This is a genomic window from Marinobacter sp. LQ44 (assembly GCF_001447155.2).
Classification (GTDB): Bacteria; Pseudomonadota; Gammaproteobacteria; order Pseudomonadales; family Oleiphilaceae; genus Marinobacter.
This window is the reverse complement of sequence record NZ_CP014754.1, coordinates 2629081-2654926: the sequence shown is the minus strand read 5'-3', so window position 1 is coordinate 2654926 and position 25846 is coordinate 2629081. Positions and strand designations below refer to the sequence as shown.

Below are 25846 nucleotides of genomic sequence, written 5' to 3'. Positions count from 1 at the left end.
GCTATTCCGAAAAGCGTCCGGGCCGGAAGGGGTCCAGTACCACTGCCGGCTCTTCACCATCGATTACCTGCGCAATCACGTCTGCACTGCCGGCAGACAGGGTCCAGCCGAATGTGCCGTGGCCGGTATTCAGGAACAGGTTGTCCCTGGGGCCTTTGCCGATGATGGCTGGGCCATCCGGCGTCATCGGGCGGAACCCGGTCCACGTCTCTGCCGCCGCCAGGTCCGCACACCCCGGAAAACGGGATTCAACGGACCGTTTGATGGTTTCAATCCGCGCTTGCGGAATGTCCCGGTTGAAGTCCGCCAGCTCGACAAATCCGGTTGCACGCAACCGGTCACCCAGGCGGGTAGACACCACCTTGAAGTTGTCATCGTGAATCGTACTGACCGGCCCCTTGGCCGCATCACGCAGGGGTACGGTGATGCTGTAACCCTTGATCGGATAGATTGGCAAACGCAGCCCCAGTGGTTGTACCAGTTGCGGTGACCAGCAACCAGCGCAGACTACAAAGGCGTCTGCCTCCAGGGTTTCCAGCCGGCCGTCCGCGTTGGTCAGTTGCACCGCGTTTACCTGAGTTTCGTCGGCAACCAGCCGCTCCACTTTCACGTCGTATCGAAAGTTTGCGCCCAGTTGCTCACACACCCTTGCCAGTGAGCGGGAAAACAGATGGCAGTCGCCCGTGCCATCCGTGTCGTAGCTGATGGCACCGTACAGGGGGCCATCACCGGTCATGCCCGGTTCCGTTTCCCTGACCTGTACAGGCGTCAATAGCCGGGAGGCAATACCCATGTCATTCAGCAGTTCGTGAATAGCCCGATAGTCATCCATGGCCTCCGGCTTGCTGGCCAGGTGCAGCAGCCCCCGATGCTGGCCGTCGAAGGCCAGATCGTGTTCCTGCTCAAGGGCCAGGAAGCGCTCCCGACTGTGCATGCCCAGGCGCAACATGGCCCGTTTGTTCAATCCGAACAGACCCGGCGACCAGGCATAACGAAGTGTGGCGAACATGAACCGCATGGCATCCAGTGACGGCGGCACTTTCAGTTTCAATGGGCCGGATTTCTGCAGAATCCAGGGCAAGGCCTTGAACACCATCGAGGGGTCTGCCCAGGGATAGACCACACCATAGGATCGCTGGGCCGCGTTGCCTTTGCTGGTCTCGTTACCGGCCAGCGGATGGCGCTCCAGCACCGTTACCTGGTGGCCACGGCGCAGCAGCTCACGAGCCGTGGTAACGCCGACCACACCACCGCCTACAACCACGATATGCATAACTCGCCTCCGTTACTCCACGCCATTCTCAGCCAGCAGGGTTCTATACTCTTCCAGTACATCCGGATGCTCCTCCGGATAATCCGGTGCCAGCTGCTTCAAAACTTCGGCCACCAGGGCTGCGACAACGGCCCGAGCCTCGGATTTGCGATCTCCGGGCACAATAAACCAGGGAGCCTCATTGGAATGGGTGGCTGCCAGCGCTTCCTCCGCATACGCCTGGTATTTGTCTCGCAGTTTCCAGCCCTCGATATCGGAGCGGTCAAACTTCCACCGTTTACGAGGCTTGTCCAGGCGCTTTAGCAACCTTCGCTTGTGTTCGTCTTCGGACAGGTTCAGCCAGACCTTCACCACACAGGTACCCTCACTGACCAGGTGCTGCTCGAAATCCCGAATCGCCCGGTACCGGGCTTGCCAGTCGTAGGTTTCCTCAGCCCGCACAGGCCAAACCCGTTCCGCAATCACCGCTTCGTGGTGGCTTCGGTTGAAGGCGACCATCTGCCCGTAGGCCGGCAACAAAGGGGTGACACGCCAAAGGAAATCATGGGCGGATTCTGTTGCTGTGGGCCGGCTGAACGACCAGGCATGAAAGCCTGCAGGATCGGCATAGGTAGCAAGTGTTCGAATCAGGCTGTCTTTGCCACTGGTATCCGGGCCATGTATCACCAGCAACAGGGCTTTCCGACCATTGGCCCAAAGCCGGCGCTGGTACTCGCCGATATCTTCCAGGCTCGACTCCAGTGCCGGTAGTTTTTCGTCGTCATCCAGCAGACTGGGGTATCGACCCAGCGCCGGCTTTTTCGGGTCCAGAAACCATGTTCGTGCGAACGCCGTATACTCCATCAAGGAAACTCCCTATCAGCACGATGCAATGCAAAGATCACCCAAGGTGATAAACTAGCGTGATCCAATTCTCATAATAGCAGCCAAGCGACGGCTGTGATGGAGCATAGACCCCAGGCATGAGTAAGAAACGTCGTGAGATTCCCGTATTTGATCACCCGATCATCGAGACCCACTGCCATCTGGATTACCTGAAGGATCGGCCACTGGCCGAGACCCTGGAACAGAGCCGCAAGGTGAACATCGAACGGGTGATCACCATTGCCGTGTCTCCGGAAAACCTGGCCGCTGTGCGAGAACTCAGCCAGCTTGAGCCCTGGGTGTATGGCACCCAGGGCATTCACCCCCACGAAGCGGAAAGCTATTCCGATGAGGTAGAGGCTGAAATCCGCGAGCATGCCCGGGATGACAAAATCGTCGCCATCGGCGAGATCGGCCTGGACTATTACTACGACAATGCAGACCGGGGTGTGCAGCGGGAAGTATTCCGTCGCCAGCTGCAAATTGCCTGCGACAGTGACCGCCCCGTAGTGATCCACAGCAGAGAAGCAGACGACGACACCATCGCCATCCTGCAGGAGTTTGAGCAGACCCTGACCCGCCGGGGAGTGATTCACAGCTTTACCTCCGGCCCCGGGCTGGCCCGCTATGCGCTGGATCAAGGCTGGTGCCTTGGTTTTAACGGCATCACCAGCTTCAACAAGGCAGAGAACGTTCGGGATATCGTGCGCATGGCCCCGATTGAGCAGATTCTGCTGGAAACCGATGCACCTTTCCTGACGCCGGTACCCTACCGTGGCCGGGAAAACGCACCGTTCTATCTGCCGTTTGTTGCCGAGAAAATCGCCGAGGTGAAGGATCTCCCCCTCGACCAGGTCTTAGCTCAGACTTACCAGAACAGCCTGAGGACGTTCTTCCCACAACCATGATCAAACGCATCCCCATCGCTGCGTTGAAGGTCGGCATGTACATTTCCGACCTGAATAACGACTGGATTCCCCATAACACCCAACGCAAGAAAGGGGTGATCAAGCGGGAAGAGACCATCGAGAAAATCCGTAAGATGGGGGTCCAATACGTCTATATCGACGTTGAGAAGGGGCTGGACTCCCAGGACGCTGAGACCGCCCAGGAGGTCGACCGGCGCAACGAGCAGGCGCTGCAGAGCGCCGGTGAGCAGTCTCCGGGCGTGCTGCCCAGAGTCACCCTGACCGAAGAAATCGTGATTGCCCAGCGCATTCACAGCCAGGCCCAAGGCCTGGTAGGCAGTTTCATGAACAACGTCAAAATGGGTGCCGCCATTGATATCGCGCCCATTCACCAACTGGCCGACGAACTGCAAAACTCCGTTCTGAGAAACGCCAACGCCCTGAGTTGCCTTGGCCGCATCCGCGAGAAAGACAACTACCTGTTGGAACACTCCGTTAACCTCAGTGTGCTGATGTCGCTGTTCGGCAACTACCGTAACCTGCCGGCAGACGTACTGCATCAAACCGTGGTGGGCGCCCTGCTCCACGATCTGGGCAAGATCCTCACCCCCGATGACATCCTGCATAAACCCGGCCGCCTGACGGCGGAAGAATTTGAGGTGATGAAACTGCACGCCCGGCACTCCAGGGACATTCTTGCCAGCACCGAAGGCATCGGCGAAATCGCCGTGATTACCGCTGCTCAGCACCATGAGAAACTGGATGGCAGTGGTTACCCGGAGGGTCTCAAGGGCGAAGAAATCACCGAATACGGGCGTATGGTAGCGATCACCGATGTTTACGACGCCATCACTTCCGACCGGGTGTATCACAAGGGTATGACGCCGTCCCAGGGGCTGAAAAAACTGCTCGAATGGAGTGGTGACCATCTGGACCCGGAACTGGTGAAACAGTTTATCCGCTGCATCGGCCTGTACCCGGTGGGCTCGCTGGTGCTGCTTGAGAGTGGACGGCTGGGGGTGGTGGTGGAAACCAACGATCAGGATCAGCGCCTGCCCGTGGTAAGGGTGATGTACCACACCCGGTTTCGACTACCGATTACAGTGGAAACCATCGATCTATCCCGCGCCGGCAATCAGGACCGGATTGTCCGGGCGGTGGACCCGGAAGACTACAAACTGGATGTGCGCAAATTCCTGGCCTGAGGCATCGCGCCGGCCAACCTCTGCTACACTCGCCACTAATCCGCAAACCACAACGACAACCGAACCATGATCTCATCCGTGTTCCAGATTCTCGGTGGCTTGGCGCTGTTCATGCTGGCCATGGAAATGATGACCACCGGCCTGAAGAACGCCGCTGGCCACCAGTTACGACACCTGTTAGGTACCTGGACCAGGACACCCCTGCGGGGCCTGATGGCCGGCTTTGCCATCACCGGTATTGTGCAGCATTCCGGGGCGGTTACCGTTGCCACCATTGGCTTTGTCAACGCGGGCCTGCTGACCCTGGCTCAGTCTCTCGGGGTCATTTTCGGTTCCAACATAGGCACCACCATGACCGCCTGGCTGGTCAGCCTGGTGGGCTTCGGGTTCAAGATCGAAGCCCTGGCGCTGCCGCTGCTGGCGGCCGGTGTCGGCGTCAAGATGATCAGCCGCAACCAGCGGAATCAGTTCCTGGGGGAAGCGCTGGCGGGCTTTGCGCTGTTTTTCCTCGGCCTGTCGATTCTCAAGACCGCACTGGAATCCCTGGCCGGAGGCTTTACCGACGGCGGTATTATCAGCCCGGATTACGGCCTGTTTACGTTTCTGGTCATCGGGTTTCTGGCCACGGTTCTGACGCAATCCTCCAGCGCCGCCCTGGCCATTGTTCTGACCGCTGCAGCCGGTGGATTGATCAGTCTGGACAATGCGGCAGCAGCGGTGATCGGCGCCAACCTGGGCTCCACTTCTACGGCTGCCCTGTCGGCCCTCAAAGCCACCGCCAATGCCCGCCGGCTGGCGATTGGCCATATCCTGTTCAACGTGTTTACCGGCGCCATCGCCCTGATAATCCTGCCGGTGATGCTGTGGACCGTGGCGATGCTGACCGACTGGCTGAACCTGGAAGCCAACCCCGCTGTGTCTCTGGCGCTGTTCCACACCCTGTTCAATGTGCTGGGGGCGGCCATTATGCTGCCGTTTACCAAACCCTTTGCCCGGTTTCTGGGCCGGATGTTCCGAAGCAAGGAGGAAGATAATGCCGTGCCCCGTTATCTGGACGATACCCTGATCACCACGCCAGAACTGGCGATCGGGGCGGTGGACCAGGAAATGAAACGACTGATCGGCCATAGCCGGGGCCTGCTGAGGGTGTGTCTTGATCGGGAGAGCCTGACCGAAGCCGATATCCGGCCGAAAGCCGATGCCATCCGCAACCTGAACCGGGCGATCACTGACTATATCGGCCGGTTGAGGGCGGAAAAAATGCACCCGTCTGTGGTGGATGCCCTGACCATCAGCATCCGCACCTGCCGCTACCTGGCCGAAGCCACTGATCTGACCACCCGGCTATTGCAGCTGCGGCAGCTAAGCCACCGAACAGAGTTTGCCGAGCAAGCTGAGACACTGGAGCACTATCTGGATACCATCCGGGAGCTGGTCGCATCAGAAGGCCCGGCTGAGGCCTTGCTTGCCGAGGCAGAGGGCACTTACCACCGGTTGAAAAACGCGATGTTGCAGATGATGGTACGGCGGGATTTCAGCACCGCCCTGGGGGACCAGGCTCTGGATACCCTGAGTTCTGTACGGCGGCTCAATGACCAGTGGAGCAAGGCCCTGAAATGGCAACCGGCCACCCATTTGCTCAATGGCGCCCAGCATCAGCTGCCGGAGTCGGAAAACCTGCAGTAGCGGTTTTTGCCCTCCCGTTTGGCGCGATACATGGCCTGGTCTGCCTGGCGTAACAGCTGGTCGCCATCCAGCTCCGCGTTTTGTGGGTAAACGGTGTAACCCAGACTGGCAGATACTTCAACGCTGTGGTCTGCCACCCACACGGGATCGCCAATTTTTGTCAATATGCGCACCAGCAACGCCTCCAGGGTTTGCTGGGCGGCGACGTTCACCACAATGGCGGCAAATTCATCCCCCCCCAACCGGGCCAGCGTATCTTCCTCGCGCAGGGTTGAACGCATGCGGCGGGCAACTTCCACCAACAAACCATCCCCTGCGTCGTGCCCGAAGGCATCGTTGATGGGTTTGAAATGATCCAGATCGATGTAAATCACCGCCAACTGATAGTTCTGCCGGCGGGCCTGGGCCATGGATTGATGCAGACGGTCCGAGAACAGCACGCGGTTGGGCAGGCCTGTCAGCGAGTCATAGTGCGCCATGGTGCGCAGCTGCTTTTCGGTTTCCTTGAGCTGGGTAATATCGCTGAACACGCCGACGAAATGGCTGAGCTGCCCCTGATCATCGAACACGCTGCTCAGGGTGAGGCTGAGCACAATGGCGTGGCCATCCCGGTGCCTGCTGGCAAACTCGCCGGTCCAGACACCGTGTTTGCGGGCCGCGATCAGGATGGCACTGCCTTCGTCCATAGGCATGGGGGGAAGGCTGCCCACCGCTACCTTATGGTCCCGCCCGGTGATCAGTGAGTAGGCTTCGTTGATGTCCATGACAACACCGTGGGCATCGGTGATGAAAATGGCTTCACGGGCATTCTCAAACACCCGCAGGGCCAGGCGCTGGCGCTCCTCTGCATACTTACGGCGGGTAATGTCGTACCAGGAGCAGAGAATGGAAGGGCTATCCTGATCCTGTTCGTAGACCGGCGCCAGGGTCATGTCCACCCATACATCGGAACCGTCCGAACGCACGAACAGCCACTCGGACTGTGCCACTTCACCGGTCATCACGCGTTTGATCAACGCATTGGCTTTTAGCAACGATGGGGTACCGTCCGGTTGCGAGTGGGGCGAAAACGCCGGCAAACCTTTTCCTAGCAGGGAGGCCTCGGAAGTGTACCGCACCAGTTCCACCGCAGCCCGGTTGCAGTTGACCAGTTCCCCGTTACGGATCATCAGCATCGGCTGGGGCCAGCTGCCAATCAGCTCACGCTGGCGCCGTTCCTCGGTAGCCAGCTGGCGCTTCTTGCGGCTGAGCCAGAGGCTGGTGACCACGAGCATGACAAAGAGAACCGCAACCGTCAGCACCCAGATCCGATACTGGTTCAGCACATCCACCCAGGTGACTCGCGGCACCTGGTCATAGGGCGCCACTCTCAGGGTTCGGGCCACATCCTCAACTGACTCGTAGTCGGCTGGAGGCGAGAATCCCGCCAGACCCGCCGCCCGGGCGGCAGGATGACCAGGTTCCAGGGCAAACAGCGCAGACGCCACCCTACGCACAATCCGACTATCCACATGAGGCAGAGATACCAGCGGCCACTCAGGATATAGCCGGGTAGACACCGCAAACGGAAAGCCGGTCAGTGTCTGCACATGAATCATTTTCAGCTCGTTTGCCAACGCCGGATTTTCCCGGATGAGTTCTTCGTATATGCCGGTTCGGACAAACCCGACATCGGTATCGCCGGTCAATACCGCTCGAATGACCCGGTCATGATTACCCAGGTGCACCATCCGGTTGTGGCGGAGAATGTCCACACCCGCATCCCTCAGTTCCAGCGCCGCGGCCTGAAAGCCGCCGAGGTAATGAATACCCGGGGTAGCTATGCTCTTGCCTCTGAGGTCTGCCAGGCGATCAATGTCACTGCGTTCGGCACGGGTCAGGATCAGACCACCAATACTGCCGGTGGAACGGCCTTCCCACTGCCGTTCCAGGGTGGCAAGCACCCCGGTCAGGCTGCGCTCACTGCGGATCATCAGGAAGTGGCTGGGGTTGGTCAGAAAGAAATCCACCTGATTCGAGGCCAGCGCGCGGTCCAGGTCATCCTCGTTAAACACCCGCAGCCGCACATCCAGTCCGGCTTCCTGACTCAAATACTCTGCCAAAAGGCCGTAACGCTCCTCGATGACCGGTTCTGGCCGGTATGACAGAATCCCCAGCACAACTGCCTCCTTCGCCAAGGCCTGCGGCGCCCATAATCCAACCAGCAGGCCCAGCGCCAGCATGAGACTGCGCAAACACCACCCGATCACGACACACTCCGGGGCAGGAACGACGGATCACAAAGCCGTTCGTAAACAGGCGATCTGGCCATCAATCCCTCACGAACCAGCGTGTCGGACAGTCGCTTCGCGACCACCTCGATTCGGCCGTGATGTGCCAGGTATCGCTGGTTGGCAGCAAGCTCTGGAAGCATAACCGTGGCCAGGGACCGGCGCACCGAATCCGGTGTTACGCCCTGACGGGTCGCCACTCGATAGAGTGCATCATGCATGCTACGCACCAGGTGGTGCTGGCCCCGGAAGTGGCCATATACTAGATCACGCACCGCAGCGGGTTTTCTGCGGGCGGCTGTCTCGGTGACCACCAGGGTATCGAAGATGGTATCGGGCACCTGGCTGCTATCAAATAAACGCGTACCACCGGCCTCTTCCAGTAGAGAGGCGGTCGGTTCGTAGCATACCGATGCCTCGATATCGCCATTTTGCCAGGCGTCCAGGTGGCGATTCACCGGCAGATCAACCAGCGAGATCTGATCGGTGCTCAACCCCGCCCGTTCAAGAATAGAGAACAGCATAATCCCCGATACGCCCCTCAGCTCGACGGCGATGGGCCGGCCCCTGAGCCCGGCAAGACTGGTGATGGAGGGCTTGACCACCAGGACATCGGCACCCACAGACACATTGGTAACCGTCACCACGCGCAGGGGCACACCCTCGGCGTATACCCGCAGCGCTTCGTCCAGAGTCAGGGCAGCGGCATCGAGCTCGCCGGCCAGCAAGCCCGCCATCGACTCGCTGGCTGCCGAATGTTTGATCAGCCGAACGGAATCCGGCAGCCAGCCAAACTCCTCTGCCAGGTACAGGGATTCGTAACCAATCCAGGGGTGGATGCCGGCCTGCAAAGGTGCAGATCGTGAGCAACCGGCCAACCCCAGAGCCGAGAGGGCGGCAACGGACAGTTGCAGGAATTGGCGGCGGTTCATTCAAGCTCCGGGGCGGCATCGATTATTTGGATACTAATACGTAGCCACTATAGTGGTAAATCTGACCAAAGCATTGCACCGGGTCAATTTCAGGCTGTGAATCTCATCTGACTGGGGCTGTTCAGCCCAAAGCCAGAAAAATCCCCATTAACACCGGCGATAAAAACGACAGCAAAAAGCCGGAGGCAATCGCCACCGGCACGCAGGCAAGGCCACCGCTGCTGCGGATAACCGGAAGGGTGAAATCCATGGCGGTGGCGCCACCGTAGCCAATAGCCATGGCCGGGCGCGAGCCAATGACCAGGGGAATAATGGCAAGGGCGATGATTTCCCGCAGCACATCGTTCAGGAAGGCCACGCCGCCCCAGGCGGGCCCAAGGGCATCGCCGATCACGATGCCAGACAACGAGTACCAGCCAAATCCCGAGGCCAGGGCCAGGGACTGGTGCCAGGGCACATCCAGCCAGGGAATCAGAACAAGGCCAGCCAGCAGAGAACTCGACGCCAACGCCAGGGCAATCCCCAAACCCTGGCGGTTCATCAGCAGTTTGCGCAGTGACAACCCGGCGTTACGCAACTGAAGCCCAATAAAGAACAGCAAAAGCATCAGCGCCCAGGTAGCCACGTCGTCAACCAGCGGCAGTTGCGGTAACAGGAAGTAGCCAACCAGAGCGCCTGCAACAACCGCCAACAACGGTTTCAAACCGGCGAGGAACAACCGGCGGTAACTCGGCCTCTCCTGCCCCGCCTCTTCTCCCGTGGACATCGGCTGCCAGCGGTGGAACAACCACAGGCCCACCATATTGGCCACCAGTAGCACCATCACCAACCCCACCACCTGGGCAGCCATGGTGCCTAACTGGTCCAGCAGGCCATCCATCTGACCAAGGCCCAGACCCAGCAGCGCCAGAATGAAATAGACCAGGGCTTCCACGGTGTAGTGTATGGCCGTCATCAGACGGCGATTAGAGAGCGCTATGGCAAAACCCAGGAACAAAGGCGCCAGAACAAGCAACGCACCGGTCAGCATAAACCCCTCACGGGCAGGTTAGACAACATTAGAAACCGGCCTCGTGAGCCGGTAGCAGGACTGGGTCAATGCAGGCCCTGGCCAGAGCGGTCCTGAACCAGCACCCAGGGGGCAATCACCACGGCCCAGAGTTCGGCATTGCGATCGTACCAGGCGCGGGCGAGATCAGGAGCCACTTCCCCCACCTGCCCGCCAGCCATCCAGTGCTCGAACTGCACCTTGTTATCGGCAGTCAGTTGAACCGCCACGTCCAACAAATCCAGATCAGGAGCCACACGCACCACCTGGCCACGGGCATAATAGGTTTGCAGCTCGTGCCAGTGAATACGGGAGGTTTCCAGGTTCAGTCGTGCTTTGATTTCGTCAGGGGATTCAGAAGAAGACATAACACCTCAACTAAGCAGCTACTCATTCAGGCGCGCCAGCCTAACGCAAATTGGCCAATCACGCACTCGTCACGGCCTGCGCTTAATCATGCCCCTTGCGTATTTTCTTTCACTATTCGATGAATATCATCCGCGAGCGTCATCGGGTCAAAGGGTTTGGGAATAACACCGATGGCCCCCAATGCCAGGTATTCTTGAATTTCAGCGCTTTGAATACGGGCGGTCATGAAAATCACCGGTGTGGATCGTGTCGCGTCCAAAGCCCTTAATCTCCGCATGGTTTCAGGACCATCCATTTCGGGCATCATCACGTCCAGAAGAATCAGATCCGGCCCGAACTCAGGAGCCACCTGCAGAGCTTGTTGCCCGGAACTGCAAAGTGCTGCGTTAAATCCACCCACATCCTGCAATGCCAGTTCGGCAATGGCCCGGATATCTGGGTCATCTTCCACGTACAGGATTTTGTTCAGCGATGCCTCAGGAACGGACGCCATGCTTCGGCTCCTCGGTAGATGGTTTCAGATCCAGACCAATACGCCGCAAAAGTCGCTGACAGTCATCACTGCCTGACTGTCTCCCTGCAATCAATGCGGCGGCCCGCATCACCAGGAGATCTTCTCAGCACTGTCTTTGGGCAAAAAATGCACGGCGCCAATCATATCTCTCAGGCTCAGCGGCAGCTTCCAGTGTACTTTCAGACGATTGCCATAATCCTGAGACCATTTGCCAATGCATTGCTGCACTTCTGAGGTGCTCAGCGAGCCTCCTTCTGTGCTGAATTGGTTCAGCACTTTAAGAACGGCCAATTCTCCCAAGCGGCTTAACACTCCCGCCTGTTGGAACAGTGCCGGCGACTTCCCAAGCCTGACCGCCAGCTTTTGAGATTCACGTGCTACCTACAAGGCCACGTCATGGAACGACACGGCCTGAGCCTGCAGGCGGACCGTCAGCGCCGCTTGCTGAGCCGGTGACAATTCTTGTTGCCTGCCGATCAGATCCAGTACATCCGCAGGATCGATGTCCGTCGGCAATTGAACCACCGAATTTAACGACGCCCTCAAATACGCATCGACAGAGCCATTACCAGCGGTTTCAGCGGGCTACAACTGATACCGGCCACCCCGATCAAGTCGTTGCTGACCTTCCGTAAGAGATCGGGCAAGACTGACAGCAACCCCTGTTGAATACCCGCCACCACAGTCTCAAGAAGCTCACCCACCAGCTCGTCGTCTTCCAGTATCAACGCTTTCAACAGGCAACTCTCAAGATGTCATTCCAACAGGAGACGGATCATAGAGCGTCACACCATTACGCCCACCCCGTTTTCGTTGGTAGAGTGCCTTATCAGCCGCCTCGATGGCTTGATCGGAAACAGGAAAATCGTTGATTAACGCGACGCCAGCACTCAGGGTAACCTGAAAACTGTCATCCCCTGCCCAGAACACGAGTTCGGCAAAACTCTTACCTATGGCTTCGATGAGTGTCACCGCCAACGCCGGCTCACAATCGGGCAGAATCAACAGAAACTCTTCGCCACCATAACGCCCGATTACATCAGACTCGCGCAGTCGGTTGCGCAACAGATTGGCCAGGGTACGAATGACCATATCTCCCTGGCCATGCCCCCAGGTATCATTTACCCGCTTGAAGTGGTCCAGATCCAGCATCACCACACACGAAGTGTGACCAGCACGACGACAGCGGGCCAGCTCTCGGTCGACTTCCTGCTTGATCAGGGAGTGTTTGAGCAGCCCGGTGAGACTGTCACGATTCATCAGATCCGATAACTGGCGGGCGCGGTAACAACGAATTCGCACCGACCGGACCAGGTAATCATCTGTGACCGGCTTCACCAGGAACTCATCGGCGCCTTTGGACAGCGCATCCAGCTGGTTTTCAGGATTATCTTCCGATGACAAATACACAATTGGCAAACCCAGCCAGCGCGGCTCGTAACGTATCAGCCTGGCAAGCGTAACGCCTGAATAGTCCCGTAGCTGAACATCCATTAGAACAAGGTCTGGCTCAAACGCCGACAGTTCCGACATCAAGTCGTCCGGGGCAGAAACCAAGCGAGCAATGATGCCAGCCTGCTTGAGCACCAGGCAATAGTGCTCTCCCAGCTCCAGATCATCATCAACGATCAACACCCGGCCCTGGGGACGGGAACCTCGTTCCAACGCCAGTGACTCGATCCGTTCTGCCAGCTCCAGCATGTCCAGCGGCTCGCAGAAATAGGCAGTTGCCCCTTGTTCTGCGACCCGATACAACGTCTCAAACGAGTTCTCTTGGCCAACACATACCACCGGGAATCTGCGATGCTCGGCTTTAGGTAGATAATGCTCACGAAACTCCATGACCTCACCCAGCTCTGAATCCAAACACAGCAGGATTGAGGCGTTGCTGCGCTCTGTCAGTCGGTTAGCAACGTCGTTCAGGCAATCAATAGAGACCGATTCACAGAAAAAACCGTAGACGGCCAACGATTTAACCAGGTCGGCCAGATAATCAATGTTACGCCCGAGGGCCGTGACATTGACCTGCATGCCATGGGCCCCATCGTATGAATCCGCCGCGGCTGGAGCCCCGGCCTGTGCGCCCGAAGCAGAGGCCATTTCAGGAGCGTTCTCAAGTAGTCTGGCCAGTTGTCGAAGTTCATCGGCAAGTTCCACAGAAATAGAAACCGAGTCATCCGTATTTGCACTGCTATCGACCACGGACTCACGGCACGCCTCCATCTGGTTTTCTATGGCTCTGGCCGCCCGCCCGAGTTCCGGAAAACCGAAGGTCCCCGCAGAGCCCGCCATCCGGTGCAACAACTGATAACACTTTTCCAGCTCAGACTGAGACAGCTGTTGCTGATCGATCAAGCTTGCCAATCCCGACAGCGTCTCAATGTCGTCCCGGGCACGCTCCAAAAACCGTTCCTGCAGGAGCCTCAGACGTTCCTGCAAATGATCAACGGCTATCTTATCCAAAGGGCATTCCTCACTATTTTATTCACAGCATCTAGTGCACTATTCTCATGAAAGCATGTTTTATCTACGACAGCTATTCGTCTAAGGGCCTTTCTTGCGAACTCTAAGCCTCAATGCCCGTGTTGTCCTGATTACCAGCTCAAGCATTGTTATCAGCGTAGCTCTGATTCTTTTTATTGCCTACGACAGACTGGTGCGCGATTTCGAGCAGGTACTTACGGAGCGCCAGGCGCTGCAAACATCGGCAGTGGCCACTAGGGTAAACGAGGAATTGACCATACGCTTGAACGCATTGGGCGCATTTGCCAGCGTGCTAACTGAAGGCGGCAGCCTGTTACCCTTATCGCAACTCGAGACGATGCTGGGGCGCCAACCCACCCTGGAAAGGCTGTTTGGCGGCGGGCTACTGGTTTTTGATGACCAGAGCGTCGCCATCGCTGAGAGCCGTTTTGTACCCAATCGGTTAGGCACCTCCTACGCTGATCGCCCCCATTTCAAACGGGCCGTACAAGCCCGCACGCCGATCGTCAGCCGGCCAATTGTTGGACGAACAACCGGCTTGCCCCTGTTGTCGTTTCTCGCTCCGATTGAAAGTGGTAATGGCGACTTACTCGGGCTGGCCGGGGGCACCATCAACTTGGCAGAGGCAGGCATCCTTCCTCAAGATATCAAGACTGATGAAGGCACCATCCTCAAGGTGTTGGATACAGGAAACTTTATTCAGGTAGACGCCCTGCAGAAGGACCAACCGGCACCCGACCTACCTAACCCAGGTGAAGACCCTCTGATTGACGCCGCATTGTCAGGCATCCCCTTCGGTGTGGTTACGGATCTTTCCGGGCAACGATGGGTATACAGCACCCGACATCTGGAACGGCTCGGCTGGGTATTTTTGAGTGCGGCACCTTATGAGCGGGCTATTCAGCCCGCCCGGGCTTCCTTTCGCAGCTTTCTCTGGATCAGTATATTCGCAATGCTTCCATTGCTGTTTGTAACCTATGTTGTGTCCATGGCAGCCACCCGGCAACTGGGTAACATGTCCGGAAAAATAAAAAGGATGACGGAAGACAGCTCTTCTGCCCAGCGGCTGGCCACCAAAGGGCCCGCAGAAACCCAAAATCTGGCAAAAGCGTTCAACACCCTGATGGAAGAGCGAGAAGCGCTGGACCTTATGAAAAACCAGTTTGTGTCAAATGTCAGTCATGAACTGCGCACGCCGCTGACGTCTATCAATGGCGCTCTAAAGCTATTGCAATCCGGCTCTGCCGGCGAGTTGCCACCCAAAGCCTCAGTGATGGTTGAGCTGGCCTTGCGTAATGGTCAGCAGCTGCAGTCACTGATTACCGACCTTCTGGACTTTGAAAAGGCTATCGCCGGCAAGCTCAGTGTGCAGATATGCAGCATTAACCTGAACGCAGCCATAGAGGCGACCTGCACCGGTAACCAGCCAATGGCCGCTCATTACGCCACAAAACTCGTTGCTAAACCCGATGACAGGCTCAGCGTTTTTGCGGATCCGGCCCGGCTACGCCAAGTCCTTGATAACTTTATCAGTAATGCCATAAAACACTCCCCGGCTGGCGGCACTGTTACTGTCAGAGCAAGCTCCAAAGCCTCCGGGGTTGTTCGCATTACGGTTTCAGATCAGGGCTCTGGCGTTCCCGAGGACTTCTTACCCCAACTCTTCCACCGATTCGCCCAGGCAGAAGCCGGTTCCAATCGTGCCAAAGCCGGCACCGGATTAGGGCTTGCCATATGCCGGGAACTTGCCCATTTGATGTCCGGTGAGGTGGGCTACACTTACTCAAATGGCGCCCACTTCTGGCTAGAGCTTCCTGAAGCTGATCACCAGGGCAAGGAGCATTTATGAGAACGCCGGACCGGCCGCAAAACGAAGCTTTACGGCTGTCTGCCCTGGAAGCAACTCAGCTACTGGACACACCGCCAGAAGAACGATTTGATCGAATTACAAGGCTCGCGGCCAGGACCTTTGCTGTACCCATATGCCTGGTCTCCCTAATTGACAGGGATCGCCAGTGGTTCAAATCCTGCTACGGCCTCGGCGTTCGCGAGACGGCCCGCGACATTTCCTTCTGTGGCCATGCAATCCTCGGCGCCGATACTTTTGTCGTTGAAAATGCACTGGAGGACGAAAGATTTTTAGACAACCCCTTGGTCACCGGCGAGCCCGATATCCGCTTCTACGCCGGCGCACCACTGGAGGACCGGAATGGGTTTCGATTAGGCACCTTGTGCCTGATCGACAGGACGCCGAGAACTTTTTCCAGCGACGATCAGAGGACGCTGCGCGATTTTGCTCAACTGGTCGAGCGGGAATTTCAGTATCAGGAGCTCGGGACCTACTATGCGGAGAGAACCCAGGCACTGAATATCCTGAATGATATTTCTCTGGATTCCAGCGGTAGCGTCTCTGAGCGAATCGAACGCGCTCTTGTCATTGCGACTCAATATCTCAAAATGGATACCGCCATTGTCAGCAACATCACTGGCGGCGTTTACACGGTCCTGTGGCACCATGAGCGTCACCGGACTTCTCTGGAAAATGGCACGACCTTCCCACTGGAACAAACCTACTGCTCACTTCTGGCGGCCCACGCCAGTGTTCTCGCCATTGATCATATGGCACGCTCCCACTTCAACAAACACCCCTGTTACCGGCAATTCCGGCTCGAAAGCTATCTGGCTGCGCCGGTGTGGATTGATGATGAACTGTTCGGCACGCTGAACTTCTCCTCAAGCACCCCACGCCGCCCTGGATTTACGGAAACGGAAAAGACTTTCGTCAACCTTCTTGGTTGCTGGGTTGCCGATATTATTCAGCAGCAAAAGCACACTGAAGTCCTCGACAAACTGGTCGCGAACGCGCCGGGCATGCTTTATCAATACCGCTTGTGGCCCGACGGCCATAGCACCTTTCCCTATACCAGTGGCGGGATCCAGGCCATTTACCGGGTCACCGCAGAGCAGGCTGCAAAAGATGCTTCGCCGGTGTTTGAACGTATTCACCCGGACGACTTGCCCATCGTCGCCAATTCGATACGGTCATCGGCGGAGAATTTGACCCCATGGATACAGAAATACCGTATTCGCTGGCAAGACGATGGTTGGCACTGGGTTGAGGGCAAAGCTCAGCCCGAACGACTGCCCGATGACAGCGTACTATGGCACGGATATATTGTGGATATTGATGAGCGCCACAAAATCGAGGAAATGAAGAGTCAGTTCATTTCCACGGTAAGCCATGAGCTTCGCACACCCCTGACCTCGATTGCCGGTTCGCTGGGCCTTATCAATAGCGGCTCTCTGGGCCCTTTGCCCGAGAAAGCTCAGCAAATGGTGTCTATTGCCCTTAGAAACACCGAACAACTCAAACACCTGATCAATGATTTGCTCGACATTGAAAAACTGGTATCCGGCCGCATGCCCATGCACCCAGCCAAACAACCTGTCGTCCCGGTTATTGAGGAATCGATCGAGCGCCTGGCGCCTTACCTGGAAAGCCGGCAGATACAGGTTTTCCACCAGCAGGATCACCCGGATAAAACGGCCTGGTTCGATCCCCAACGCCTCAGCCAGGCGCTGAATAATCTGCTCTCTAACGCCGCCAAGTTTTCAGAGGCGGGTGCTAACATAAAGGTTTCTACCAGACTACTCCCTGATCATGTCAGAATCTTGGTCACAGACCAGGGCACTGGCATTCCCGACAGCTTCCGGGCAAGCATTTTCCAGAAATTTGCCCAGGCCGACAGCTCCAGTACAAGGGGCAGGCAAGGCACGGGTTTGGGACTGGCCATCACTCGAGAGATCATGGTTCAGATGGGTGGCAGTGTGGATTTCGAATCTACTGAGGGCGAAGGGGCAACTTTCTGGCTTGAAATACCGCTGGAGCCACCTGAACCCTCAGAATCGTCATGATCAGGTGACCAACCAGCCCCGATAGCAGGGGGGGGGGGGGAAGCGGAGACTAAGCGCCGGCTTCCCCCACTGGCTATCAGGCGCTCTTCAGCATTTCCCGAACCACATAGTGCAGAATCCCACCATGCTGGAAATACACCGCCTCGTTAGCAGTATCAATCCGTGATTTCAGCTCACAGCTCTTGGTGGAGTCATCCTTGTAGGTCACCGTCATGGTCAGGGTCTGCCCCGGCTTGATCTCGCCCGACAACCCTTCGATGCTGATGGTTTCCTCACCGGTCAGTTTCAGGCTCTTGCGATCCGTGCGCTCCGGAAACTGCAGGGGCATCACACCCATGCCGATCAGGTTGGAGCGATGGATGCGCTCGTAGGATTCCGCGACCACGGCTCTGACGCCCAGCAGTCGGGTGCCTTTGGCGGCCCAGTCCCGGCTTGAGCCAGTGCCATATTCCTTGCCGGCGATCACCACCAGCGGCGTGCCCTGCTCCTGGTACTTCATGGCGGCATCGTAGATGGCCATCTGCTCGCCGGTAGGCACAAACCTGGTGAAACCGCCTTCCACACCATCGAGCATCTCGTTTCGGATACGCACGTTGGCGAAGGTGCCACGCATCATCACCTCGTGGTTACCCCGGCGGGAGCCGTAGGAGTTGAAGTCTTTTTGTTCCACGCCGTGTTCCTGCAGGTATTTGCCAGCAGGGGTATCGGCCTTGAAGGAGCCGGCCGGGGAGATGTGGTCAGTGGTGACAGAATCTCCCAGCAGGGCCAGGATGTTGGCATCCTTGATGTTCTCGATGGGCTCGGGCTGCTCGCCCATGCCTTCGAAAAACGGCGGATGCTGGATATAGGTGGACTTGTTGCTCCATTCATACACCTTGCTTTCCGGCACCTTGATGGACTTCCAGATGTCGTCGCCCTCGAATACCTCGCCGTATTCCTTGCGGAACATGTCGGTTTTGACCTTCTCGACCGCCTCGGCGATTTCCGCCTGACTGGGCCAGAGGTCATTCAGGTACACCGGTTTGCCGTTTTTGTCAGTCCCCAGGGGGTCTTTACTCAGATCCAGCCGCACGTTTCCGGCGAGCGCATAAGCAACCACGAGGGGCGGCGACGCCAGCCAGTTGGTCTTAACCAGTGGATGTACCCGGCCCTCAAAGTTCCGGTTTCCGGACAGCACCGAGGCGACAGTGAGATCTCCCTCGTTGATGGCTTTCTCAACGGCATCCGGCAACGGGCCGGAGTTACCGATGCAGGTGGTGCAGCCATAACCCACCAGGTTGAAACCCAGTTGATTCAGGTCGTCCTGAAGGCCAGCCACGTTCAGGTACTCGGTGACCACCTTGGAGCCCGGCGCCAGTGAAGTTTTCACCCAGGGTTTGGTTTTAAGGCCCCTCTCCACCGCCTTTTTGGCAATCAGGCCGGCGGCCATCATCACACTGGGATTGGAAGTGTTGGTACAGGAGGTAATCGCCGCGATCACCACCGCACCCGGATCGAGCCGGGTTTTCTCGCCATTCATTTCCAGTGGCTGGCTGGCCGGGTGTTCGTAGCTGTTATCCACACCTACTGCGGTCTGGCCGCCCTCCGATGCCAACTTGCTCTCCTGATTCTGCGCCGGACCTTCGGCGGTTTCCATCAGCAGCTCGAATGACGCTTTCATATTTTTCAGGGCCACCCGGTCCTGGGGACGCTTCGGTCCAGCAAGGCTGGCTTCCACATCGCCCATATCCAGCTCCAGGGTGTCGGTGTATACCGGTTCGTGCCCCGGCTCCCGCCACAGGCCCTGCGCCTTGGCGTAGGCTTCCACCAGATCCAGCAATTCTTCATCGCGACCGGTCAGGCGCATATAGGTAAGGGTCTGATCGTCCACCGGGAAGAAGCCGCAGGTGGCCCCGTATTCCGGCGCCATGTTAGCGATGGTGGCCCGGTCCGCCACCGGCATGTCTTTCAGACCGTCGCCGTAAAACTCCACGAACTTACCCACCACGCCTTTCTTGCGCAGCATTTCCACCACGGTTAACACCAGGTCGGTGGCAGTGATGCCTTCGCGCAACTTGCCGGTGATCTTGAAGCCCACCACTTCGGGAATGAGCATCGATACCGGTTGGCCCAGCATGGCAGCTTCCGCTTCAATACCTCCAACGCCCCAGCCGAGAATGCCGAGGCCGTTGATCATGGTGGTGTGAGAGTCGGTGCCCACCAGGGTATCCGGGTAGGCGATGGTTTTGCCGTCCACCTCTTTCTGCCACACGGTCTTACCCAGATACTCCAGGTTCACCTGGTGGCAAATACCGGTGCCCGGTGGCACCACGCGGAAGTTGTCGAAGGCCTGCTGGCCCCAGCGCAGGAATTCATAGCGCTCCTGGTTACGCTCCATCTCGATGGCGACGTTATCCTTAAAGGCCGACGGATTGCCGAACTTGTCCACCATCACCGAGTGGTCAATCACCAGATCCACCGGTGACAACGGGTTGATCAGGGCCGGGTCTTTGCCGGCCTGTTTTACCGCCTCGCGCATGGCCGCCAGATCCACCACGCCGGGCACGCCAGTGAAATCCTGCATCAACACCCGGGCTGGGCGGAACTGAATCTCGGTGTCTGAGCTGCGGTCTTTCAGCCATTGCACCATGGCGTCAATGTGGGAGCGGTCAACCGTGGTGTCGTCCTCGTTACGCAGCAGATTTTCCATCAGGACTTTCAGCGAGAACGGCAGGCGGTTGAGATCGCCCAGGGTGTCGGCCGCCTTGGGCAGACTGTAATAATGGTAGGTCTTGCCACCCGCGCTCAGGGTGGAGAGGGTATTCAGGCTGTCTTTGCTCAGTGAGGTGTTCGACATGCGGAGCCTCCTCTTGGTGTGATCTACACTAACTATTGCATCGAATGAACATAGTTCAACTCAACGCCGATGAATGTTCGCTATTGCTGGGATGAATACCGCTATCCGGCGCGCAGAATAGGGATTTCCACGCGTTGACAGCAACCGGTGTTTAGACAAAGCTGACTAGACTCCAACCACAATAAATCAAACCCTTGCAGGAACGCCCTTGAACCCGGACACTCCGTTTTCGCTATCCGGCACTTCCAATGAAGACTCTCTGTTGCTGCTGCGCACCGCTACCGAGTTGTCCTTTAACTCCATTCTGATAACCGGGGCGGATCGTCGTATCATCTACGCCAACCCGGCATTCTGTAACATGACGGGTTACCCGCTGGACGAACTCCTGGGAGAGAATCCCCGCATGCTTCAGGGGCCGCTCACCGAACAAAGTGTGATCGACCGAATGACCGCCGCTTTGCAAAAGAATGTCTCTTTCAACGGCTCCACCATCAATTACCGGAAAAATGGCCGCCCCTATCTGGTGGAATGGACCATCTCACCCATTTGCAGTGCATCGGGCGAACTGCGCTACTTTATCTCTATCCAGAAAGACATTACCCAACTGCATGCCGAGCAATCCACCGGCAACCTTTTTGCCAAGGCCATCGATGCGGCCTACGACGGTATATTCATCACCAACGCCGATGGCGTGATTGAGTTTGCCAACCAGGGCTTTGAGATCATTACCGGCTACAGCCCCAACGAGGTGGTGGGCAAAAAGCCCTCGTTGCTGAAATCCGGCAAACACGACAATACGTTTTACAAAGGCCTATGGCGACACCTGAACGAGGGGTTGCCCTTTCGGGCCATGGTGACCAACCGGCACAAAAATGGCCATGAAATTCATTGCCAACAAACCATCACGCCAGTCAAAAGCTCGGATGGCAGAATCACCCACTTTATCAGCATCATAAAAGACATGACCGACCGGGTGTTTGAGGAACTGAAACTGCGAGAGCAGGCTTCCCACGATTCCCTGACCGGCCTGCTGAATCGCCGGGCCGGCGAGATCGAGCTGGACATCGCGCTTATTCAGGCCGAGGAGAAAGAAGCCTCGTTCTGCCTGCTGATGACCGACATTGACGATTTCAAAGCCGTGAACGACACCCACGGCCACCCGCGGGGCGACGAAATCATCAAAGCTGTGGCGGAGATTTTGATGGACCAGACCCGGAAAACAGACAAGTGCATACGCTGGGGCGGTGAGGAATTCATTGTGCTCCTGCCGTTCTGCGACCTTCCGAAAGCCCTGACGATTGCCGAAAGTATTCGCTCTGAGATGGCTGGCTCAAACTTTGATGATGCAGGCCGTATAACCCTGTCTATCGGAGTGACGGAATCGCAGGTGAACGATACGCCCACCGGCCTGCTCGAGCGGGTAGACCAGCAACTTTACCGTGCCAAGCGACAAGGAAAAAACCGTGTGATGGCATAGCAAACCTGAACACAAATAAAACAAAAAGACGATATCTGAACGAAACCTGTACTGTTAACGTACTCAAACTGGGCTTCCCGAATTCTGACAGGTATTCCGCGTGCTGGCGTTTGATCACTTTTTTGTCCTGAACCCCGCCGCAGAGAGACTGGTCACCGGCCAGTACGATGCCGAACTGGTGGTTCTGTCACTTTTGATTGCCGTTGGCGCATCCTACATGGCGCTGACACTGGCGGCAGCGGCAAGACGAAGCAGCACTGTGTTCATTCACCGCATGCATCTGTTCAGCGGTTCCGCTTCGCTCGGCTTTGGCATCTGGTCCATGCACTTTATTGGCATGCTGGCGTTTGAAGTGCCGACCCATGTGCACTATCACCCGTGGATCACCGCGTTGTCCTCCGCTCCCAGTCTGCTTGCCTCATGGGTTGCACTCAGCCTGTTATCGAAGCAGGAGATCACCGCCCCAAGATTGCTCAGCGGCGGCGTGGTGGTAGGTGCCGGCATCGGTGCCATGCACTACCTGGGGATGGCCGCCATGGAAATCGGCCCCGCCCTGCGCTATGACCCGCTTCTGTTCGCTCTGTCCATTGTCGTTGCGGTGCTGCTGGGCACGCTCGCGTTATGGATCAGTTTCGGTTTACGCCAAAGAACCCGGATGCGCGGTTTCAGTCGCCGACTGCTGGCAGGCACAGTCATGGGACTGGCCATCGCCGGCATGCATTACACGGCCATGGAGGCTGCCCGATTTATCGGACAGCCCGACCCGGATTTTCTTCCCGGCAGCAACCAGCATACCGCTCTCGCTCTTGCCATTGCGTTCATTACTGTTGGGCTCAGCCTGATGGCTGCCGGTATCAATGCCATCGTCCGCTACCGGGCACTGATGCGGCGTAGTCTCGAAACCGCGGGTGAGCTACAAGCCATTGTCGATGCGGCCGTCGACGGCATTATCAAAATTTCCGACCGAGGCATCATTTTATCGTTCAACGAATCCGCTGAGCGGATCTTCGGTTACCGCGCAGACGAAGTGGTAGGCAAGAATGTGCGCATGTTGATGCCCAACCCCCATCAGGATGCCCACGACAGCTATCTCAAAAACTATCTGCAAACCGGCGAACGTAAAATCATCGGTTCTGGCCGGGAAGTCTGGGCGCTCCACAAGGACGGTCACCAGATTCCCGTGCGCCTGGCCATTGGCGAAGCCCGGCTCGGTGGCGTCAGCACCTTCGTTGGCTTCATCAGTGACATTACCGAACGGCACCGGATGGAGACCGACCTTCGGCGGGCCAAGGAAGAGGCAGAGCAGGCCGCGGCCGCCAAAAGCGCCTTCCTGGCCAACATGAGCCACGAGATTCGCACCCCGATGAACGCCATCATCGGTTTCACCGATCTGGTGCTGGATACCCCTCTGAATGAATCCCAGGCCAGGCATCTGGGCTTGGTCAAAACCTCAGCCCGGTCACTGCTCAATTTGCTTAACGACATTCTGGATACTGCCAAACTGGATGGCGGCCACACCGAACTGGAGCACCGGGATTTCAGCCTGCGGGCACTGTGCGAACAAATCATCGCAACCCAGTCTCTGAATGCGGGGCGCAAAGGGCTGTTTCTGAAACTGGATTATCAGGCACAGGAACACTTCAAAGGCGACCCACTCAGAATCCAGCAGGTACTGCTTAATCTGGTCAGTAATGCCGTCAAATTTACCCAAACCGGCGGCGTTACCCTGAAGGTTCAACAATCAGAAACAGAAAAAGTGACCATCCTGATCGAAGATACCGGTATCGGTATCGCCGCCGACAGAATCGACACGATTTTCGAGCCTTTCACCCAAGCCGATGCCAGTATGACCCGGAGATTTGGTGGCACCGGCCTTGGCACCACCATCGCCCGGCAATTGACAGAGCTGATGGGGGGCGACATCGCCGTAACCAGCGCGCTCGGCCAGGGCTCGACCTTCCGGATAAACCTGCCGCTACAACCGGGGCAACCCGTCGCAGAGGAACACCATTCTGATCTTGAAGCCACCCTGCCACCTCTTCGCATTCTGGTGGCCGACGATGTGCCCCAGAACCTGGAGTTGCTCTCAACCCTCTTGGCACAGCGCAATCACACGGTATCCACGGCCAGCGATGGACGCGAAGCCTTTGAGCGTGCTTGCCACGAAAGCTTTGATCTGATCCTGATGGATGTCCAGATGCCGGAAATGAACGGGCACGAGGCTACCCGGTTAATCCGTCAGCGTGAGGCGGCCGGAAACCGCCACTCCACCCCAGTGATTGCATTGACTGCCAGTGTTCTGGAAGACGACCGCAGAGAAGCCCTAGACTCCGGCATGGACGGCTTTGCCATCAAACCGATTGATTTACCGGAGCTGACCCGGGAAATTGCGCGAGTACTGGGTATTGATGCCGGCGCCGCCGTTAACCGGCGAGAGGTCCACGAACTGACCGTGGTTGATGATAAAGTGATCACCCAGCTCTGGCCTGATGCAATCACTCACCAACAAGCGGTCGCCCGTTTTTTGAGCTCAGAGGATAACCAGCCCGATACGCTGCGCGAGCAAACCCGGGCGCCGGATGCCGCAAGTCTAACCCACCGTCTGCGCGGTGTTGCGGGCAATCTGGGGCTCAAAGCTCTGGCTGACGCCCTTGAATGCCTTGAGTCTGCCCTGGCCCAAAACCAGCCGATTGCGGATCACCTTTGGCATTCTCTGGACATTCGCTACGCAGAAATCCGTGCCTGGCTTGAAACCCGCCCAGCCCTGGACGAGCCTGAAACGCAACGAACCGTCTTCCCTGACGAAAGAACAAGCGCAGCTGCTCTGGCTGAAGTCATTGATCGCTTGCAGCACGGCGAGCTGCCAGACCATCTGTTTGCACATCTGAAACCCGGACTTCCAGAGCAGCTGGCCAGCGATGTTGCTGATGCCATGGCGGAGTTTGAGCCTGAGAAAGCCGCAGACCTGTTGCAGCAGTATCGGGATACCCTGGAGGAACGTTCATGATCACAGACACCCGCACCCTGTTGGTGGTGGATGACGAACCCGCCAATCTCCAGGTGCTTCGCAATATTCTCTCCGATGACTACCGGATGCTGTTCGCCAAAGACGGCGAGCGGGCGCTGAAGTTGGCGTCGGCAGAGAGACCCGACCTGATCCTGCTGGATGTGATGATGCCCGAAATGACAGGCCACCAGGTATGCCAGGCACTGAAAACCAATCCGGCAACTCGGAACATTCCGGTGATTTTTGTCACGGCACTGGCCGAGGCGGAAGACGAAGCGAAAGGATTTGCGCTGGGCGCCGTGGACTACATCACCAAGCCGGTGAGTGCATCGATCGTCCGGGCCAGGGTCAAAACCCACCTGTCGCTGGTGCGTATAGACGAGCTGGTGGAAACCCGGCTTGCGGTGGTCCAGATGCTTGGGCGCGCTGCCGAATACAAGGATAACGAAACCGGCCTGCACGTTATCCGCATGAGCCACTTTTCCCGGCTGATTGCCCTGGAGGCCGGATTGGGCGAAGCCTGGTCAGACACCCTGCTCAACGCCGCACCAATGCACGACGTCGGAAAAATCGGCATCCCCGACGCCATTTTGCAGAAGCCCGGAAAACTCGACCCGGATGAATGGGCCGTGATGCAACGCCACGCCGAGATCGGCGCAGAGATCATTGGTGAGGATGGCTCAGACCTGCTTAACATGGCGCGGGAAGTTGCCCTTAACCACCATGAGAAGTGGGACGGAAGCGGCTACCCAAGAGGTCTGAAAAGAGACGCCATTCCTGTCTCTGCAAGAATTGTCGCACTCGCCGATGTATTCGATGCCCTGACCAGCGAGCGCCCCTATAAAAAAGCCTGGCCCATTGACCAGGCGACCGATCTGATTCGCGAGCAAAGTGGCCAGCACTTTGACCCACAACTGGTTGAAGTCTTCTTCCGTTGCCTGCCGGCGATACTGGAGGTTCGGAACCGTTGGCAGGAAGGTGCCGGCGGTTGATCCAATCGCTGGCACCTTCCTGAGCAGATTTCTTTAGCGTTCACGGAAGGGATGTGTGAACAGATC

The 25846-nt window shown here is 57.4% G+C and carries 19 protein-coding genes; 8 read left to right on the top strand and 11 right to left on the bottom strand.

What is annotated here, in order from left to right; translation table 11 throughout:
* Position 1: 1 nt before the first annotated feature.
* Together ASQ50_RS12185 and ASQ50_RS12180 are read right to left on the bottom strand one after the other, a co-directional pair.
* Positions 2-1273 carry a D-amino acid dehydrogenase gene (locus tag ASQ50_RS12185; RefSeq protein WP_058091587.1) on the bottom strand — a complete coding sequence of 424 codons (1272 nt, stop codon included), beginning with the start codon at positions 1271-1273 and terminating at the stop codon, positions 2-4.
* Positions 1274-1285: 12 nt separating this feature from the next.
* Positions 1286-2116 (bottom strand): polyphosphate kinase 2 family protein, encoded by an 831-nt coding sequence (locus ASQ50_RS12180; protein ID WP_058091588.1) that lies wholly within the window; start codon positions 2114-2116, stop codon positions 1286-1288.
* 119 nt (positions 2117-2235) lie between these two features.
* Between ASQ50_RS12180 and ASQ50_RS12175 the strand changes: the two genes are divergently transcribed.
* The 3 genes from ASQ50_RS12175 to ASQ50_RS12165 all read left to right on the top strand — a co-directional run bounded on the left by ASQ50_RS12175 (position 2236) and on the right by ASQ50_RS12165 (position 5936).
* Positions 2236-3045 carry a TatD family hydrolase gene (locus tag ASQ50_RS12175; RefSeq protein WP_058091589.1) on the top strand — a complete coding sequence of 270 codons (810 nt, stop codon included), beginning with the start codon at positions 2236-2238 and terminating at the stop codon, positions 3043-3045.
* Entirely contained in the window at positions 3042-4250 is a 1209-nt protein-coding gene (locus ASQ50_RS12170) for an HD-GYP domain-containing protein (RefSeq protein ID WP_058091590.1), read from the top strand. Before ASQ50_RS12175 ends, ASQ50_RS12170 begins: the two co-directional genes overlap by 4 nt.
* 66 nt (positions 4251-4316) lie before the next feature.
* Complete coding sequence (locus ASQ50_RS12165; protein ID WP_058091591.1) at positions 4317-5936, top strand: Na/Pi cotransporter family protein; 1620 nt, start codon at positions 4317-4319, stop codon at positions 5934-5936.
* On the opposite strand, the gene ASQ50_RS12160 is transcribed toward ASQ50_RS12165, so the two are convergent.
* The 8 genes from ASQ50_RS12160 to ASQ50_RS12125 all read right to left on the bottom strand — a co-directional run bounded on the left by ASQ50_RS12160 (position 5906) and on the right by ASQ50_RS12125 (position 13532).
* Positions 5906-8185 (bottom strand): diguanylate cyclase domain-containing protein, encoded by a 2280-nt coding sequence (locus ASQ50_RS12160; protein WP_227513154.1) that lies wholly within the window; start codon positions 8183-8185, stop codon positions 5906-5908. The two genes, ASQ50_RS12165 and ASQ50_RS12160, sit on opposite strands and share 31 nt — an antisense overlap.
* Positions 8182-9138, bottom strand: coding sequence for an ABC transporter substrate-binding protein (locus ASQ50_RS12155; protein WP_058091593.1), 957 nt, complete (start codon positions 9136-9138; stop codon positions 8182-8184). The genes ASQ50_RS12160 and ASQ50_RS12155 overlap by 4 nt, the downstream gene beginning before the upstream one ends.
* Positions 9139-9259: 121 nt before the next feature.
* Positions 9260-10168 (bottom strand): lysine exporter LysO family protein, encoded by a 909-nt coding sequence (locus tag ASQ50_RS12150; RefSeq protein WP_058091594.1) that lies wholly within the window; start codon positions 10166-10168, stop codon positions 9260-9262.
* A 65-nt stretch (positions 10169-10233) separates the two neighbouring features.
* Positions 10234-10554, bottom strand: coding sequence for a DUF2288 domain-containing protein (locus tag ASQ50_RS12145; protein ID WP_058091595.1), 321 nt, complete (start codon positions 10552-10554; stop codon positions 10234-10236).
* Between the two features lie 86 nt (positions 10555-10640).
* Positions 10641-11048, bottom strand: a complete 408-nt coding sequence (locus tag ASQ50_RS12140) for a response regulator (protein ID WP_058091596.1) — start codon at positions 11046-11048, stop codon at positions 10641-10643.
* A gap of 108 nt (positions 11049-11156) precedes the next feature.
* A complete protein-coding gene (locus ASQ50_RS12135; RefSeq protein ID WP_319823017.1) occupies positions 11157-11399 on the bottom strand; it encodes a hypothetical protein in 243 nt (80 codons plus the stop codon).
* Between the two features lie 212 nt (positions 11400-11611).
* Positions 11612-11806: a hypothetical protein gene (locus tag ASQ50_RS12130; protein WP_058091598.1), complete on the bottom strand. Its 195-nt coding sequence runs from the start codon at positions 11804-11806 to the stop codon at positions 11612-11614.
* Between the two features lie 10 nt (positions 11807-11816).
* Complete coding sequence (locus ASQ50_RS12125) at positions 11817-13532, bottom strand: diguanylate cyclase (RefSeq protein ID WP_058091599.1); 1716 nt, start codon at positions 13530-13532, stop codon at positions 11817-11819.
* 94 nt (positions 13533-13626) lie between these two features.
* Between ASQ50_RS12125 and ASQ50_RS12120 the strand changes: the two genes are divergently transcribed.
* Both ASQ50_RS12120 and ASQ50_RS12115 read left to right on the top strand, forming a co-directional pair.
* On the top strand, positions 13627-15402 hold the full coding sequence (locus ASQ50_RS12120) for a sensor histidine kinase (protein WP_058091600.1): 1776 nt from the start codon (positions 13627-13629) through the stop codon (positions 15400-15402).
* Positions 15399-17468: a GAF domain-containing protein gene (locus ASQ50_RS12115; protein ID WP_058091601.1), complete on the top strand. Its 2070-nt coding sequence runs from the start codon at positions 15399-15401 to the stop codon at positions 17466-17468. The genes ASQ50_RS12120 and ASQ50_RS12115 overlap by 4 nt, the downstream gene beginning before the upstream one ends.
* 76 nt (positions 17469-17544) lie before the next feature.
* On the opposite strand, the gene acnA is transcribed toward ASQ50_RS12115, so the two are convergent.
* The gene (acnA, locus tag ASQ50_RS12110) at positions 17545-20304 is read right to left on the bottom strand and encodes an aconitate hydratase AcnA (protein ID WP_058091602.1); all 2760 of its coding nucleotides are present in this window, start codon (positions 20302-20304) and stop codon (positions 17545-17547) included.
* 208 nt (positions 20305-20512) lie between these two features.
* Here acnA and ASQ50_RS12105 point away from each other — a divergent pair, with 208 nt between their 5' ends.
* From ASQ50_RS12105 to ASQ50_RS12095, 3 genes are all read left to right on the top strand, one after another.
* Positions 20513-21781: a sensor domain-containing diguanylate cyclase gene (locus ASQ50_RS12105; protein WP_082888484.1), complete on the top strand. Its 1269-nt coding sequence runs from the start codon at positions 20513-20515 to the stop codon at positions 21779-21781.
* 100 nt (positions 21782-21881) lie between these two features.
* Complete coding sequence (locus tag ASQ50_RS12100) at positions 21882-24788, top strand: MHYT domain-containing protein (RefSeq protein ID WP_058091603.1); 2907 nt, start codon at positions 21882-21884, stop codon at positions 24786-24788.
* A complete protein-coding gene (locus ASQ50_RS12095; protein ID WP_058091604.1) occupies positions 24785-25780 on the top strand; it encodes a two-component system response regulator in 996 nt (331 codons plus the stop codon). Before ASQ50_RS12100 ends, ASQ50_RS12095 begins: the two co-directional genes overlap by 4 nt.
* The last annotated feature ends 66 nt before the right edge of the window (positions 25781-25846 follow it).

What these genes read in the sequence shown, in the direction of transcription:
- ASQ50_RS12185 (WP_058091587.1), bottom strand. Translation starts at nt 1,273, where the DNA reads ATGCATATCGTGGTTGTAGGCGGTGGTGTGGTCGGCGTTACCACGGCT.
- ASQ50_RS12180 (WP_058091588.1), bottom strand. Translation starts at nt 2,116, where the DNA reads ATGGAGTATACGGCGTTCGCACGAACATGGTTTCTGGACCCGAAAAAG.
- ASQ50_RS12175 (WP_058091589.1), top strand. Translation starts at nt 2,236, where the DNA reads ATGAGTAAGAAACGTCGTGAGATTCCCGTATTTGATCACCCGATCATC.
- ASQ50_RS12170 (WP_058091590.1), top strand. Translation starts at nt 3,042, where the DNA reads ATGATCAAACGCATCCCCATCGCTGCGTTGAAGGTCGGCATGTACATT.
- ASQ50_RS12165 (WP_058091591.1), top strand. Translation starts at nt 4,317, where the DNA reads ATGATCTCATCCGTGTTCCAGATTCTCGGTGGCTTGGCGCTGTTCATG.
- ASQ50_RS12155 (WP_058091593.1), bottom strand. Translation starts at nt 9,138, where the DNA reads ATGAACCGCCGCCAATTCCTGCAACTGTCCGTTGCCGCCCTCTCGGCT.
- ASQ50_RS12150 (WP_058091594.1), bottom strand. Translation starts at nt 10,168, where the DNA reads ATGCTGACCGGTGCGTTGCTTGTTCTGGCGCCTTTGTTCCTGGGTTTT.
- ASQ50_RS12145 (WP_058091595.1), bottom strand. Translation starts at nt 10,554, where the DNA reads ATGTCTTCTTCTGAATCCCCTGACGAAATCAAAGCACGACTGAACCTG.
- ASQ50_RS12140 (WP_058091596.1), bottom strand. Translation starts at nt 11,048, where the DNA reads ATGGCGTCCGTTCCTGAGGCATCGCTGAACAAAATCCTGTACGTGGAA.
- ASQ50_RS12115 (WP_058091601.1), top strand. Translation starts at nt 15,399, where the DNA reads ATGAGAACGCCGGACCGGCCGCAAAACGAAGCTTTACGGCTGTCTGCC.
- acnA (WP_058091602.1), bottom strand. Translation starts at nt 20,304, where the DNA reads ATGTCGAACACCTCACTGAGCAAAGACAGCCTGAATACCCTCTCCACC.
- ASQ50_RS12095 (WP_058091604.1), top strand. Translation starts at nt 24,785, where the DNA reads ATGATCACAGACACCCGCACCCTGTTGGTGGTGGATGACGAACCCGCC.